The 15,032-nt window shown below is 32.0% G+C and carries 15 protein-coding genes and 1 riboswitch; of the genes, 12 read left to right on the top strand and 3 right to left on the bottom strand.

The window, feature by feature from the left end; all coding sequences use genetic code 11:
- The first annotated feature begins 99 nt into the window (after window positions 1-99).
- The 9 genes from MHI13_RS06660 to lysA all read left to right on the top strand — a co-directional run bounded on the left by MHI13_RS06660 (window position 100) and on the right by lysA (window position 10,446).
- A complete protein-coding gene (locus MHI13_RS06660; protein WP_017174704.1) occupies window positions 100-1,704 on the top strand; it encodes an ABC-F family ATP-binding cassette domain-containing protein in 1,605 nt (534 codons plus the stop codon).
- Between the two features lie 272 nt (window positions 1,705-1,976).
- A riboswitch (Lysine riboswitch) is annotated at window positions 1,977-2,152 on the top strand.
- 77 nt (window positions 2,153-2,229) lie between these two features.
- Window positions 2,230-3,435, top strand: a complete 1,206-nt coding sequence (locus tag MHI13_RS06655) for an aspartate kinase (RefSeq protein ID WP_170999967.1) — start codon at window positions 2,230-2,232, stop codon at window positions 3,433-3,435.
- Window positions 3,436-3,494: 59 nt separating this feature from the next.
- Window positions 3,495-4,484: an aspartate-semialdehyde dehydrogenase gene (locus MHI13_RS06650; protein ID WP_017174705.1), complete on the top strand. Its 990-nt coding sequence runs from the start codon at window positions 3,495-3,497 to the stop codon at window positions 4,482-4,484.
- 1 nt (window position 4,485) lies between these two features.
- Window positions 4,486-5,367: a 4-hydroxy-tetrahydrodipicolinate synthase gene (dapA, locus tag MHI13_RS06645; protein WP_002455353.1), complete on the top strand. Its 882-nt coding sequence runs from the start codon at window positions 4,486-4,488 to the stop codon at window positions 5,365-5,367.
- 2 nt (window positions 5,368-5,369) lie between these two features.
- The gene (gene dapB / locus MHI13_RS06640; protein WP_049415947.1) at window positions 5,370-6,095 is read left to right on the top strand and encodes a 4-hydroxy-tetrahydrodipicolinate reductase; all 726 of its coding nucleotides are present in this window, start codon (window positions 5,370-5,372) and stop codon (window positions 6,093-6,095) included.
- 24 nt (window positions 6,096-6,119) lie between these two features.
- The gene (gene dapD, locus MHI13_RS06635) at window positions 6,120-6,839 is read left to right on the top strand and encodes a 2,3,4,5-tetrahydropyridine-2,6-dicarboxylate N-acetyltransferase (protein WP_049415950.1); all 720 of its coding nucleotides are present in this window, start codon (window positions 6,120-6,122) and stop codon (window positions 6,837-6,839) included.
- A 108-nt stretch (window positions 6,840-6,947) separates the two neighbouring features.
- Window positions 6,948-8,099 carry an amidohydrolase gene (locus MHI13_RS06630; RefSeq protein WP_049415952.1) on the top strand — a complete coding sequence of 384 codons (1,152 nt, stop codon included), beginning with the start codon at window positions 6,948-6,950 and terminating at the stop codon, window positions 8,097-8,099.
- 6 nt (window positions 8,100-8,105) lie between these two features.
- Complete coding sequence (locus tag MHI13_RS06625; RefSeq protein WP_017174710.1) at window positions 8,106-9,179, top strand: alanine racemase; 1,074 nt, start codon at window positions 8,106-8,108, stop codon at window positions 9,177-9,179.
- A gap of 1 nt (window position 9,180) precedes the next feature.
- Window positions 9,181-10,446: a diaminopimelate decarboxylase gene (gene lysA / locus MHI13_RS06620; RefSeq protein ID WP_145422969.1), complete on the top strand. Its 1,266-nt coding sequence runs from the start codon at window positions 9,181-9,183 to the stop codon at window positions 10,444-10,446.
- A gap of 185 nt (window positions 10,447-10,631) precedes the next feature.
- On the opposite strand, the gene cspA is transcribed toward lysA, so the two are convergent.
- Both cspA and msaA read right to left on the bottom strand, forming a co-directional pair.
- Window positions 10,632-10,832 (bottom strand): cold shock protein CspA, encoded by a 201-nt coding sequence (gene cspA, locus MHI13_RS06615; protein WP_001831260.1) that lies wholly within the window; start codon window positions 10,830-10,832, stop codon window positions 10,632-10,634.
- A gap of 205 nt (window positions 10,833-11,037) precedes the next feature.
- A complete protein-coding gene (gene msaA, locus MHI13_RS06610) occupies window positions 11,038-11,346 on the bottom strand; it encodes a regulatory protein MsaA (protein WP_017176340.1) in 309 nt (102 codons plus the stop codon).
- Window positions 11,347-11,513: 167 nt separating this feature from the next.
- Here msaA and MHI13_RS06605 point away from each other — a divergent pair, with 167 nt between their 5' ends.
- The 3 genes from MHI13_RS06605 to MHI13_RS06595 are packed head-to-tail and all read left to right on the top strand — an operon-like array spanning window position 11,514 to window position 13,605.
- Complete coding sequence (locus tag MHI13_RS06605) at window positions 11,514-11,786, top strand: acylphosphatase (RefSeq protein ID WP_070548569.1); 273 nt, start codon at window positions 11,514-11,516, stop codon at window positions 11,784-11,786.
- Window positions 11,787-11,803: 17 nt separating this feature from the next.
- Entirely contained in the window at window positions 11,804-12,427 is a 624-nt protein-coding gene (locus MHI13_RS06600; protein WP_070548567.1) for a 5-bromo-4-chloroindolyl phosphate hydrolysis family protein, read from the top strand.
- A gap of 38 nt (window positions 12,428-12,465) precedes the next feature.
- Window positions 12,466-13,605, top strand: coding sequence for a toxic anion resistance protein (locus tag MHI13_RS06595; RefSeq protein ID WP_070548565.1), 1,140 nt, complete (start codon window positions 12,466-12,468; stop codon window positions 13,603-13,605).
- A gap of 56 nt (window positions 13,606-13,661) precedes the next feature.
- Here the strand turns inward: MHI13_RS06595 and brnQ3 are convergent, their stop codons facing one another.
- Entirely contained in the window at window positions 13,662-15,005 is a 1,344-nt protein-coding gene (brnQ3, locus tag MHI13_RS06590; RefSeq protein WP_070548563.1) for a branched-chain amino acid-like transporter carrier protein BrnQ3, read from the bottom strand.
- Window positions 15,006-15,032 lie beyond the last annotated feature (27 nt).

Here is a 15,032-nt window from a genome sequence, read left to right as displayed (position 1 = left end):
ATAAAGTATCATTGGCATAAATGATATAAGGTCGAATATAGGAACATTATATGATATAATTTTTTGCGTTAGATAAACGATGAATAAAGGAGTAAATGAATGTTACAAGTTACGGATGTAAGTTTACGTTTTGGTGATCGTAAACTATTTGAAGATGTAAATATTAAATTTACTGAAGGTAATTGTTATGGACTTATCGGTGCGAATGGTGCAGGTAAATCTACTTTCTTAAAAATCTTATCTGGAGAAATTGATTCACAAACGGGTCATGTTTCTCTTGGAAAAGATGAACGTTTAGCAGTATTAAAACAAGATCACTTTGCTTATGAAGATGAACGTGTATTAGATGTAGTTATAAAAGGACATGAACGTCTATTTGAAGTGATGAAAGAAAAAGACGAAATTTATATGAAACCTGACTTCAGTGATGAAGATGGCATTCGTGCAGCTGAATTAGAAGGTGAATTTGCTGAAATGAATGGATGGAATGCCGAAGCAGATGCAGCTTCCCTACTATCAGGACTTGGTATTACCCCAGATTTACATGATAAGCAAATGTCAGAGTTAGAAAATAATCAAAAAGTAAAAGTATTATTGGCACAAAGTTTATTTGGAGATCCAGATGTTTTATTACTCGATGAGCCTACCAATGGTCTTGATATTCCTGCCATTAGTTGGTTAGAAGATTTCTTAATTAACTTTGAAAATACTGTCATTGTAGTATCTCATGATCGTCATTTCTTAAATAATGTATGTACACATATTGCAGATTTAGATTTTGGTAAAATCAAAGTCTATGTTGGTAACTATGATTTTTGGTATCAATCAAGTCAACTTGCTCAAAAAATGGCTCAAGAACAAAACAAGAAAAAAGAAGAAAAAATCAAAGAATTACAAGACTTCATTGCTCGTTTCTCTGCGAATGCGTCAAAATCAAAACAAGCAACAAGTCGTAAGAAGCAATTAGAAAAAATTGAACTTGATGATATTCAACCATCTTCAAGACGTTATCCTTATGTGAAATTCACCCCAGAAAGAGAAATTGGTAATGATTTATTAGTAGTTGATGGTATCTCAAAAACAATTGAGGGTGAAAAAGTTTTAGATAATATTTCATTCACTATGAATCCAAATGATAAAGCTATTTTAATTGGCGATAGTGAAATTGCTAAAACTACCCTATTAAAAATACTTGCTGGTGAAATGGAACCAGATGAAGGTTCATTTAAATGGGGAGTGACAACTTCATTAAGCTATTTCCCTAAAGATAATTCTGATTTCTTCGAAGGCGTAGATATGAATTTAGTTGAATGGTTACGTCAATATGCTCCTGAAGATGAACAAACTGAAACATTTTTACGCGGTTTCTTAGGACGTATGCTATTTAGCGGTGAAGAAGTTAAGAAAAAAGCAAGTGTATTATCAGGTGGAGAGAAAGTACGTTGTATGTTAAGTAAAATGATGCTTTCAAGTGCCAATGTTTTACTACTTGATGAGCCAACGAACCATCTTGATTTAGAAAGCATTACAGCTGTTAACGATGGATTAGCTTCATTCAAAGGATCAATTATCTTTACTTCATATGACTTTGAATTTATTAACACAATCGCTAATCGCGTGATTGATTTAAACCAACCAGGTAGTTTATCTAAAGAATTGCCATATGAAGAATATCTAAAAGAAATTGGTGTGTTACAAAATTAAAATAATAGGATTTTAATAAAGCATCTTCTATTTTTAAAATTTAGAATATGCATAACACTGTCGCTAAATAACGAACTTTAGCGACAGTTTTTTTATAAAATACTATTATTTTCGAATTATTGTTATTATTTATACAAATTACTTATTATTACTATCTCTTTTCTTTAACAGTAATATTACTTCAATAATTTTCAGTTTATTTCAAAAAATCACAATAATCGGTTTACAGTTAAAAGGTGCTTATGTATAATTAAAAACATAGTAATTGAATAAGAAATTGATGAGGCGCATCAATCATTAGTATATATTAGAACACTGTCTGCCACGGCTAATATAGAAAGGGTGCGATGCCGAAACGAATTGCAACCGCAGTAAGCGTTCGTTGGACTTTGTGGTTAAGAGCTGAGAGTTTGTCATTATTATTTAATAATGGAGTGCATCACTTGTATATAAATTACGAGCAAGTTCGCACATTCCGAACTTGCTCTTTTTTATGACGTGTGCCCCTAAATTCTAGGAGGTAAAATCTTGAAACGACGTGTTTTGAAGTTCGGTGGTTCATCTGTCGCCGATTTTACAAAGATAAAAAATATTGCAGAAATGCTTAAACGCCGTGTAGATGACGGTGAACAACTTATTGTTGTCGTAAGTGCTATGGGCAAAACAACAGATCAATTAATGGAAAATGTTTCTCATCTTACAACAACTCCAAAAGATGAAGAACTTGCTCTATTATTAACAACTGGTGAACAACAAACAGTTTCTTATTTGTCGATGGTATTAAATGATATTGGCGTAAGTGCTAGAGCTATGACTGGATATCAAGCAGGTATCAAAACAGTAGGTCATCATTTAAAAAGTCGAATTGCAGAAATTAATCCTGAAACATTTAATAAGGAATTTAAAGACAAGGATGTTTTAGTTGTAGCAGGTTTCCAAGGAGTGAACGACGAATTAGAGTTAACTACACTTGGTCGTGGTGGTTCAGATACGACTGCTGTTGCATTAGCAGCTAGTAATCAAATCCCTTGTGAAATTTACACTGATGTTGATGGCGTTTATGCTACTGATCCAAGAATTTTGAGTGAGGCAAAACGTTTAGATTATGTGTCTTATGAAGAAATGATGGAAATGAGTGCTTTAGGTGCTGGTGTGTTAGAAACAAGAAGTGTAGAACTTGCTAAAAATTATGATATCCCCTTGTATTTAGGTAGAACGTTATCAAATGTGAAAGGAACATGGATTATGCCAAGAACAGAAATATTAGAAAAAAAAGCCGTAACTGGAGTTGCATTAGATACACATATGATGCATGTAACAATTAGTTACCCTCTTCCAGATAATCGCCTTCTAACTCAATTATTTACTGCTTTAGATGAAGGTTCAGTTAATGTGGATATGATTTCTCAAATCGTAAATGTTGAAGGTTTACAACTATCTTTTTCTATTAAAGATAGTGATGTACAACAAATTTCAAGTATCTTAGAGGAACTTTCTACAACATTTGATGCTTTAGATTATAAAATTAATGAAGCTTACGTCAAAATTTCGTTAATTGGTTCAGGAATGCGTGATATGTCTGGTGTAGCTTCAAAAGCATTTATTACGTTAATTAATTCTAATATTCCATTTTATCAAACAACAACTTCTGAAATTAGTATTTCTTATGTTATTGATGCAGAAAATGGAAATAAAGCGGTTGAAGTTCTATACGATGCTTTTGATATTTAAACTTAAGTTAAAATAAGTAATTCAAAATTCAATTAATATTTAAATGGAGTGATTCTTTTATGACAAGATTAGCAGTAGTTGGAGCAACAGGATTAGTCGGAACAAAAATGTTAGAAACAATTGATCGTAAACATATCCAATTTGATGAGTTGGTATTATTCTCATCAGCAAGATCAGCAGGTAAAGAAATTGAGTTTCAAGGGAAAACATATACAGTTCAAGAACTTACAGAAGAAGCAGCAAGTGAAAAATTTGATTACGTGCTAATGAGTGCAGGTGGCGGAACAAGTAAACAATTTGCCCCTATTTTCGAAAAAGCTGGAGCAATTGTTATTGATAATTCAAGTCAATGGCGTATGACAAACGATGTGGATTTAATTGTACCAGAAGTTAACCAACCAGAATTTAAACGTGGTATCATTGCTAATCCTAACTGCTCAACAATTCAGTCGGTCGTGCCACTTAAAGTTTTATACGATGCTTTTGGATTAAAACGTGTAGCTTATACAACATATCAAGCAGTTTCAGGTTCAGGGGTTAAAGGTAAGAGAGACTTAGCTGAAGGTGCGAATGGTAAAGCTCCAGAAGCTTATCCACATCCTATTTATAATAATGTTTTACCACATATTGATGTTTTCTTAGAAGATGGATATACAAAAGAAGAGCAAAAAATGATTGATGAAACACGAAAAATTTTAGGACAACCTGACTTACGTGTGACTGCAACATGTGCACGTGTACCTGTCCAAGATAGTCATAGCGTAGAAATTGATGTTACTCTTGATAAAGAAGCAACAGTTCAAGAAATTAAAGATTTATTTGAAAACGATAATCGTGTTGTTTTAGTAGATAATCCTGAAAATAATGAATATCCTTTAGCTATTAATTCAACAGGTAAAGATGAAGTATTTGTAGGTAGAATTCGTCGTGATGACTCACTTGATAATACTTTCCATGTTTGGTGTACTTCAGATAACCTACTTAAAGGTGCAGCTTTAAATGCAGTTCAAGTGTTAGAACAAGTCATTAAATTAAAAGGAGCTAGATAATATGGCACATATTTTTGAAGGTGTAGGTGTAGCGCTTGCTACTCCATTTACTAATAATGAAGTTGACTATAAAGCATTAGAACAACATGTTCAATTTTTACTTGATAATAATGTTAAAGCAATTATTGTAAACGGTACTACAGCAGAGAGCCCTACTTTAACAGAAGAAGAGAAAGAAACAGTACTTCAAGCAGTGATTAAACAAGTTAATCATCAAGTGGCTATTATCGCTGGAACTGGTACAAATAATACAGCTAAATCTATTCAAGCTTCATTACGTGCTAAAGAATTAGGTGTAGATGGTATTATGTTAATCACACCTTACTATAATAAAACAAATCAACGTGGCTTAATTAAACATTTTGAAACCATCGCGAATGAAGTTAAGTTACCTGTTGTTTTATATAATGTACCTTCAAGAACGAATATGACAATTGATCCTGAAACAGTCGAAACATTAAGTCATAATGATTACATTGTAGCTATTAAAGATGCTACCAATGACTTTAACTATTACGAAGAAGTGAAAAAACGTATTCATCAAGATGAATTTGCTCTTTACAGTGGTAATGATGATAATGTCGTAGAATTCTATAATCGCGGAGGTAATGGCGTAATTTCTGTCATTGCTAACGTTATTCCGAAAGAATTTCAAGCACTTTATGATGCTAAACAAAATGGGAAAGAAATTGAGAAAGACTTTGAACCGATAGGTCAATTGTTAGATGCACTTTCAGTTGATGTCAACCCTATTCCAATTAAAGCTCTAACAAGTCATTTAGGATTTGGAAATTATGAATTAAGATTACCTTTATTACCATTAGAGAAAGAAAAAGCAAATGTATTAGTGAATGCTTATAAAGCATTTAAAGCGGAGGAATAAAAATGAAAATTTTACTCATTGGATATGGCACAATGAATCAACGCGTTGCCAGATTAGCAGAAGAAAAAGGTCATGAGATTGTTGGTACAATTGAGCGAGAAGAACATCAACATTCACCATATAAAACTTATCATCATATTGCAGACGCACAAAATGAAGCCGATGTAGCGATCGACTTCTCTAATCCTAATCTATTATTACCTTTATTAGATGAAGAGTTTGAATTACCTTTAGTGATTGCTACTACTGGTGAAAAAGAAAAACTGATTCAAAAATTAGAACAATTAAGCGAACGTATGCCTGTTTTCTTCAGTGCAAATATGAGTTATGGCGTCCATGCATTAACTAAAATTCTAGAAGCAGCTGTTCCCCTTTTACAAGATTATGATATTGAGTTAACTGAAGCTCATCATAATAAAAAAGTGGATGCGCCAAGTGGCACACTCGTCAAACTTTATGATGTTATTAAAGAATTACGTGAAAATGTAACGCCTGTTTACGATCGACATGAGCGAACTGAAAAACGTGAAAAAGATGAAGTCGGTATTCATTCAGTTCGTGGCGGTACAATTGTAGGCGAACATGATGTTTTATTTGCTGGCACAGATGAAACAATTACCATTTCTCATAAAGCGCAATCTAAGGACATTTTTGCAAATGGCGCAATTACAGCTGCTGAAAAATTAAACACAAAATCAAATGGTTTCTATACATTTGACAACTTATAAAATAACTTAAGGAGACTCTAAACTATGGTACAACACTTATCTGCACAAGAAATTATTCAATATATTAGTGATGCTAAAAAATCAACACCATTAAAAGTATACGTAAATGGACAATTCAATGGCGTCACTTTTCCTAATACATTTAAAGTATTCGGATCTGATGATTCAAAAGTAATATTTTGTGAAGCGGATGATTGGAAAACATTTTATGAAACCAATCAATCACATATTACTGACTTAGAAATTGAAATGGACCGTCGTAATTCTGCTATTCCTTTAAAAGACTTAACTAATACAAATGCACGTATTGAACCAGGTTCATTCATTCGTGAACAAGCTATTATCGAAGACGGTGCCGTTGTGATGATGGGAGCAACAATCAATATTGGCGCTGTTGTAGGTGAAGGTACTATGATTGATATGAATGCAACATTAGGTGGTCGTGCGACAACAGGTAAAAATGTTCATGTAGGTGCCGGTGCAGTATTAGCGGGCGTTATTGAGCCACCTAGTGCTTCTCCAGTAGTAATCGAAGATAATGTATTAATTGGCGCAAACGCAGTTATTCTAGAAGGTGTAAGAGTTGGCGAAGGCGCTATTGTAGCTGCTGGTGCTATCGTGACTCAAGATGTTCCTGCTGGTGCGGTTGTAGCTGGTACACCTGCTAAAGTCATTAAACAAACATCTGAAGTTCAAGACTCTAAACGAGAAATCGTTGCAGCGTTAAGAAAATTAAATGATTAATGACAAACTTGAATAATTGAATGCTAAAGGCTGGGACAACATGTTCTCAGCCTTTACGATTAAATGAATACATAAGTTGAATAATAAATGAATAAAGGATTGATTAAGATGAGCGAATTAGAATTTGTCACACAACATAGAAGACATTTACATCAACATCCAGAATTAAGTCTTCATGAATTTGAGACAACTCAATATATTACTCGATTTTTAGATGAATTAAATGTATCTTACGAGCAACCTCTTGAAACGGGTGCTATTGCATATTTAGAAGGTAATAGTGACCATACAATTGCATTTCGGGCAGACATTGATGCCCTACCCATTTTTGAAGAAAATAATGTCGATTATCGTAGTCAAACAGATAATGTGATGCATGCTTGTGGTCACGATGGTCATACAACAGCATTGATGTTATTTGTTAAACGATGTAAGGCGATGGCTGATCAACATCAATTACCTCATAATGTCGTGTTTATCTTCCAACCAGCTGAAGAAACAGGCGGTGGCGCAAATCGCTTAATTAAAGCCGGTGCTTTTAATCAATATCCTATTGAAGCAGTATTTGGCATTCATGTAAATCCTTTCGCTGACGAAGGACAAGTCGTGATACGCGATGAAGAAATTACAGCAAGTGCCACTGAATATCGTTTTTTCTTAAAAGGATTATCTAGTCATGTAGCTGATAAAGAGCAAGGTCATTCATGTGGCGAAGCACTGATTCATGTTTTAAATCAAGTTGGTCAAATACAGCAATATCATTTAAATGGACTAAAACGTAATATTGTTCATATGGGCCACTTTAATGCAGGTGAAGCAATTAATACGGTTCCTAGTAATGGTTATTTAGAAGGAACTATTCGTACTTATGATGCCAGTGATTTAAATATCGTGAAAAATCAAATGAATAAAATTGCAAAAAGTGTGAAATTATTATTCAATGTTGATTGTGAAGTCAAATTTGAAGAAGGATATCCTGCTACAATGAATAGTCCTAAACTACGTCATATCGTTGAACAATCTATTCTATCTGCTAATTTAGAAGTTATTGAAAAGCCTCTGCCATTTTTATTCGGCGAAGACTTTAGTTTTTATGGCCAACAATTAGCACCGTCTTACTTTGCTTTTGTAGGAACTCGAAATGAAGATAAAGGCTTTATCACAGGCTTACATACATCGCATTTAAATTTTGACGAAAAAGTGCTTATTGATGTTGCCAATTACTATGAACAAATATTGAACCATTATGGAAAGGAGTAAATTAAATTGACAGCAGTTTGGTCAGTTGATTCAAAAATCTTTTTAAGAAATGCAACTAAAGTAAAGAATAATCAATCAATAATGGCAGTTGTAAAAAATAATGCTTATCATTATGGATTAGAGTTTGCAGTAAGAACATTTTTAGAAGCAGGTATCCATACATTTAGTACGACTTCCTTAAAAGAAGCAGTGAGAGTTCGTAAACTTGCACCTCATGCTACAATCTTTTTAATGAATGCAGTTTATGACTTTGATACAGTTCGAAATAATAATATTCAAATGACGCTTCCCTCTTTAGAATATTATTATCAGTACAAAAGTGAATTAAAAGATATTAATGTTCATTTAGAATTTGAAAATTTACTCCATCGTTCAGGTTTCAAAAATCTTGATGAAATTAAAGAAGTACTTCATCATCATGAAAATGATAATGGAAGTGAAATGAATATCGTTGGCCTATGGACGCATTTTGGATATGCAGATGAATTTGATGTTCCAGAATATGGGATTGAACGTGAAGCTTGGTTAAACGTCGTTAATACATTATTAAATGAAGGATACCAATTTGAACTTATCCATGCGCAAAATAGTGCGAGTTATTATCGTGAAGGACAACAACTTCTTCCCTATCATACACATGCACGTGTAGGTATCGCTTTATATGGTTCAAGACCATATAGCAAATTAGATGAACATGAGATTGAACAAGCCTTAACCGTAAAAGGAAATGTAATTCAAGTTCGTGAAGTAAATAAAGGTGATTATTGTGGTTATAGTTTTGCATTTGAAGCAACGCATGATCATACACATCTTGCAGTTGTTGATATTGGCTATGGTGATGGTATTTTAAAAAAACGTGCAACACACGAAGCATTAATTAATGGTAAACGTTACCCTATTCGAGCATTAATGATGAGTCATATGTTTGTTGAAGTCGATGATGATGTTCATGCACAAGATGAAGTGATACTATATAATAATGATATACGCATTGATGAATACACATTCAAAGGTGTTGGCGCTAATTCAGAACAACTTAGTGCGATGAATCACGATTCTCTTATAAAGGAGTTTAGATAAAATGTCAGTTAAATATAATGATTACGGTGAATTAACAATGGCGGGTACAAGTTTGAAAACACTAGCTCAAAGTTTTGGTACGCCTACCATTGTTTATGATGAAGATGAAATTCGCAATCAAATGCGTCGATTTCATAATGCTTTTCAAAAAAGTGGATTAAAATACAATATTTCATATGCTTCTAAAGCCTTTATTTGCATTCAAATGGTAAAGTTAGTTCAAGAAGAAAACTTACAATTAGATGTCGTATCTGAAGGCGAACTTTATACAGCATTAGAGGCTAAATTTGACCCTAGTCGCATCCACTTCCATGGCAATAATAAAACGAAACGTGAAATACAATATGCTTTAGAAAGTGGCGTTGGCTACTTTGTTATTGATTCTTTAGAAGAAATTGAATTAATCGATCGCTATGCAAGTGATAGAGTTAATGTTGTCATTCGTGTGAATCCTGGCGTAGAGGCGCATACCCATGAATTTATTCAAACTGGTCAAGAAGATAGTAAATTTGGTCTTTCAATTCGCCATGGTCTTGCAATTCAAGCAGTTGAAAAAGTCGAAGCATCAAAACATCTTCATTTAAAAGGAATACATTTCCATGTAGGATCACAAATTGAGGGTACTGAAGCTATGATTGAAACAGCTAAAATTGTTTTAAATTGGCTTAACGAGCATCATATCCAAGTTGAATTACTTAACTTAGGTGGCGGTTTTGGTATTAAATATGTCGAAGGTGATGTAAGCTTCCCTATTGAAGAAGGTATTGCTGAAATTACAGATGCGATTAAATCTGAATCAGAAAAATTAAACTATGACGTTCCTGAAATTGGTATTGAACCAGGACGTTCAATTGTTGGCGAAGCGGGTATTACGTTATATGAAGTTGGAACAATTAAAGACATTCCTGAAGTAAATAAATATGTTTCTATTGATGGTGGTATGAGTGATCATATTAGAACTGCTTTATATGGAGCCAAATATCAAGCATTACTTGTAAATCGTCATGAGAAGGCAGACGAAACGGTAACTATTGCCGGAAAATTATGTGAATCTGGAGATATTATTATCCGAGATGCTATGTTACCTTCTTCTGTAAAACGTGGAGATTATTTAGCCATTTTATCTACTGGCGCATACCATTACTCTATGGCATCTAATTATAATCAAATGCAAAAACCACCTGTTTTCTTCTTAAAAGATGGAAAAGCACGTGAAGTTATCAAACGTCAATCATTACGTCAATTAATAATTAATGATACAAAATAAAATAACGAGAAAGTTTATACTTACCCGTTCAAGTTGCACCATAATAAAGAAGCCAGTAAAAGAGTTTTTAAAAACTCTTTTACTGGCTATTTTTTCTGAGATTTATGTCCCAGCCTCATTTATATATAAAAAACACCCTACATCTTGGTAAGGTGTTACTAAAGTCAATTTTTGCAATCTATAAATTATAGTTTAACAACGTTTGCAGCTTGAGGACCGCGATCGCCTTCAACTACTTCAAACTCAACTGATTGACCTTCTTCTAATGATTTATAACCTTCTTGGTTAATTGCTGAGAAGTGTACGAATACGTCGTTTTCTCCTTCAACTTCGATGAAGCCAAAACCTTTTTCAGCGTTAAACCATTTAACTGTACCTTGTTTCATAATTGTGAAACCTCCAAGACTAAAATTCATTCAATATGCATTATTCGCATATTACAAAAAATACGTGTTATAAATATGTATAAATAACAAAATGCTATCAATCAATATTACAGATATTCTTTGCAATATGGAATAAAACTATTGCTTGATAACTATTATATGTTAGTTTGAACTAAATTGCAATACAATTATAGAAAATTCTCTTTTAATTAATTTTTGGTAGATTATAATAAACTTCTTTATTATTTAAAACAATAAAACTATAAAATATTTGTAAATCTTCATCACAATCTTCACAAAAATTTAAATCACAATTATTATAAAATGCATAAATATTATATTTCCCAATAACATAATTATTATAATATTTTTTACTTTTTTTAATAATTGATTGATAATCTTCTAACATTTCTTCATAGTTACTATAATGATGTTGTTCTACGATTTTTTCTGTCCAGTCGCTAAATAACCACCATCCCTCGTAGTCAGCACGAATCTTTGCAACTGTCCACATGACTAAGTCCCCTCTCAAATTAAAACTCTAATAAATATTGTAACTTTTTTTTAGACGAATTCAAGCTTAAAGACTTCGTTCTTTTAATTGAGATAAAGATGATATGTATATTAATTATTAGTTTTTTGTAGGAAAAATACGTATAATATAATGTAGAGGTGATAATGATGCAACATAAACATATACAAGTATTTGGAACTGTCCAAGGTGTAGGGTTCCGTCATCATACTGAATTAATTGCAAAAAAACTTGATATATTTGGTACTGTTCAAAATGTTGAGGATTATGTAGATATATATGCTCAAGGTGACGAGGAACAAATAAAATCATTTATTAATAAAGTGATTGCTGGTGCTTCTCCTGCATCTTCAGTTTCTGATTATAGTATTGAAGATTTAGACGTAACAAATAGATACTCAGAATTTAAAACGATTTATTAAATAAAGGAAGATGAATATTGAGATATAACCTTTCTCGGCTTCTGGGTGTTTTAGTAGGAATTCCAATAGCTATTATCTCATGGGTGACAAGTGTATTTGGATTTGATTTATCCTTTATACTTGATGCCCTAATAGGTATTGGAATGTTTTTTGTATCTTATTTTCCTACTCAAAGATTGACATCCAAAAAATATTTAAATGAAATTGGATTATCACGTAGAGACTATCGTTTTGTTAATCAACAACTCAATCAATCACATAATAAAATTCGTAATATTTTAAAATCATATATTAATATCAGATCTATTAAAGATTTTCGTCAAATTAATGATATATATAAAATTTCTAAGTCTATTCATTTTGCTGTTAAACAGAGACCTTCATCATTTTTTAAAGTAGAAAGTTTCTTTTATTCGCATATAGATAATGCACTAAATTTAATTGATGCATATACCCGTTTATCTAAAATGCCAAAAAAATCTGCTGAAGAAAAGCAAAAATTAGAGCAAACACGTATTACTTTAGATGAGGTAAAACGTACACTTATTGCAGATTTAAAAAGACTTAATGAAGATGATTATGAGCGTTTAGATATTGAAATGGAACTTAATCGGTTACAACACAAGCGATATAAAAAATAATAATTTAAATTTAAGATAAGAATGGAGAGAATTTTTAAATGAATCAAAAAGACCAATTTATTAACTCACATCCATTAGATGATTATATAGATCATCAAACGTATGATGTTTCAACTCAAAATGTTAAGCAAGACTTTGAACAACAATTTAACGAACAAGATTTAAAAAAAATTGATTCAATTAGTCAACAAATCAAACCACTAGATAGTGAAGGCTTATTATCTTTTGGGACACATCTACAGCAAAACATGTCTCAATTTTCACATCAAATGTTAGATGAAGTTCAATCGAAAGATGTGGGTCCTATTGGTGATACTTTAAATCAATTAATGTCTAAGTTAAGAGAAGTTAATCCTGATGACTTGAATCAAGACAATCAATCTAAACTTAAACGTTTATTTAGACGAACAAAAGCTTCAATAAATGAAGTATTCTCTAGAATGCAATCTGTAAGTTCACAAGTTGATAGAATCACCATTCAATTGGATAAGCATAAAGGAAATTTGACTAAAGACATTCAATTACTCGATCATCTTTATGAACAAAATAAAGTATATTTTGATGATGTTTCTCTATATATTGCTGCTGCACAGCGTAAAAAACAAGAAATAAATGCTAATGAATTACCTAAATTGCGTCAACATGCAGAACAATCTGGTAATCAAATGGATATTCAAAGTGTCGCTGATATGGAGCAATTTGTTGATCGATTAGATAAAAAAATTTATGACTTACAATTATCACGTCAAATTGCAATTCAAACAGCGCCGCAAATTCGTATGATTCAAAATGTGAATCAAGCATTAGCTGAAAAAATTCAAAGTTCTATTCTCACAAGTATTCCTTTATGGAAAAATCAGATGGCTATTGCCCTCACTTTAATGAGACAAAAAAATGCTGTAACAGCTCAGCGTGCAGTTACTGATACCACAAATGATTTACTTACACGAAATGCAGCCATGTTAAAGCAAAATGCAATTGAAACGGCTACTGAAAATGAACGTGGTATCGTAGATATTGAAACGCTTAAAGCGACTCAAAATGATATCATTGAAACGATTGAACAAACACTGCAAATTCAATATAATGGACGTCAAAAACGTCAACAAGCTGAAAGAGAATTATCACAACTCGAGAATGAATTAAAAGAACATTTACTTACTATGAAAAAAGAATAGATAAAATTAAAACACCGATTGCTCTCATTTAAAGAAGTAACCGGTGTTTAGTATATCTATTCCTTTTGATAAACAATATACGATTGATTTATAAACTTAGATACGATATACCCTATTATGATTGAAATGATAGCTATAGGTAACCATTCTAAAGAATATTGCTTAAGGGGTAAATGATTTATAACATTTAATTTTATTAAACCTAATGTATTTATTGTACTTACAATTGAAACAAGACTAACAATAATAATAGGTATTTGTTGCGCAATAGGTTTAGTTGGAATAAAACGCGCAAGTAAAATTAAAATAATCATAGTAATGGCTACAGGATAAATAATACTTAACACAGGAACAGACATGTTTATAACAGAATTTAATCCTAAATTAGCCAATATAAAACTGATAATTGTAAAACCTATAACATATACCTTATAACTAATTTTTGAAAATATACTATAAAAGTATTGACTCACAGATACAATAAGTCCACAAGCTGTAGTTAAACAAGCTAAAGCAACAATGATACCTAGTAAGTATTTTCCTAGAATACCAAAGCCGTTTGTAGCCATGGTAGTAAGTAAATAAGTTCCTATATTTTGATTTTTAGCCATTAGAGATGTAATCGTATTTTGACTTATTCCCATATGATTACCAATATAGCCTAAAGAAACATATATAAAAATTAATGCTAAAGCGGCAATAAATCCAGCTATAACTGTTTGTTTAAATATTTGATTGGTGTGTTTAACTCCTGTTGCTTTAATGGCATTAACCACAATCATTGAAAATGCAATTGCTGCAATTGCATCCATTGTTAAATACCCTTCAATAAAGCCGTGTGAAAAACTTTCTATATTTGAAGAATATATCTCTGGATTTCCATGAGATGAACTGTGTCCCTTATAATCTACAAATCCTTTAATAATCATGGCCAAAATTGTAATTAATAATAAAGGAGTTAATAAAGATCCAATTCGATCTACTATTTTACCAGGATTAATACATAAATATAAAACAACAATAAAATAAATAAGTGTAAAAATGAATAAAGACATATTACTATTTGAATGCGTAATGGGTGTAATAGTCATTTCAAAAGACGTAGATGCAGTACGTGGTATAGCAAATAGAGGTCCAATGGTTAAATAAATAATAATGAGAAAGATAACTGAAAATCTCGGTGACAGTTTATTAAAGGCACCAATATATCCTTGTTTATCAAGTGCCCCAACGACTACTCCAAGTAATGGTAAGCCTATTCCAGTCAAACAAAAAGCTAAAATTGCTGGCCAGAAATAGGCACCACTTTCTTGTCCTAAATTAGGAGGAAAAATTAGATTACCTGCGCCAAAAAACATAGCAAATAGCGTAAAGCCGATAATCCAAGTATGTTTATTCATAGAATTGCTCCTTTTTATGTATATGTT

It is taken from the genome of Staphylococcus sp. FSL K6-0223 (assembly GCF_038008285.1).
This window is presented reverse-complemented; position numbering and strand designations above follow the sequence as displayed.

Excerpts from the sequence above, each read along its gene's own strand:
- MHI13_RS06660 (WP_017174704.1), top strand. The coding sequence starts at position 100 with ATGTTACAAGTTACGGATGTAAGTTTACGTTTTGGTGATCGTAAACTA.
- lysA (WP_145422969.1), top strand. The coding sequence starts at position 9,181 with ATGTCAGTTAAATATAATGATTACGGTGAATTAACAATGGCGGGTACA.
- dapD (WP_049415950.1), top strand. The coding sequence starts at position 6,120 with ATGGTACAACACTTATCTGCACAAGAAATTATTCAATATATTAGTGAT.
- msaA (WP_017176340.1), bottom strand. The coding sequence starts at position 11,346 with ATGTGGACAGTTGCAAAGATTCGTGCTGACTACGAGGGATGGTGGTTA.
- MHI13_RS06605 (WP_070548569.1), top strand. The coding sequence starts at position 11,514 with ATGCAACATAAACATATACAAGTATTTGGAACTGTCCAAGGTGTAGGG.
- dapA (WP_002455353.1), top strand. The coding sequence starts at position 4,486 with ATGGCACATATTTTTGAAGGTGTAGGTGTAGCGCTTGCTACTCCATTT.
- MHI13_RS06630 (WP_049415952.1), top strand. The coding sequence starts at position 6,948 with ATGAGCGAATTAGAATTTGTCACACAACATAGAAGACATTTACATCAA.
- brnQ3 (WP_070548563.1), bottom strand. The coding sequence starts at position 15,005 with ATGAATAAACATACTTGGATTATCGGCTTTACGCTATTTGCTATGTTT.
- MHI13_RS06650 (WP_017174705.1), top strand. The coding sequence starts at position 3,495 with ATGACAAGATTAGCAGTAGTTGGAGCAACAGGATTAGTCGGAACAAAA.
- MHI13_RS06595 (WP_070548565.1), top strand. The coding sequence starts at position 12,466 with ATGAATCAAAAAGACCAATTTATTAACTCACATCCATTAGATGATTAT.
- dapB (WP_049415947.1), top strand. The coding sequence starts at position 5,370 with ATGAAAATTTTACTCATTGGATATGGCACAATGAATCAACGCGTTGCC.
- cspA (WP_001831260.1), bottom strand. The coding sequence starts at position 10,832 with ATGAAACAAGGTACAGTTAAATGGTTTAACGCTGAAAAAGGTTTTGGC.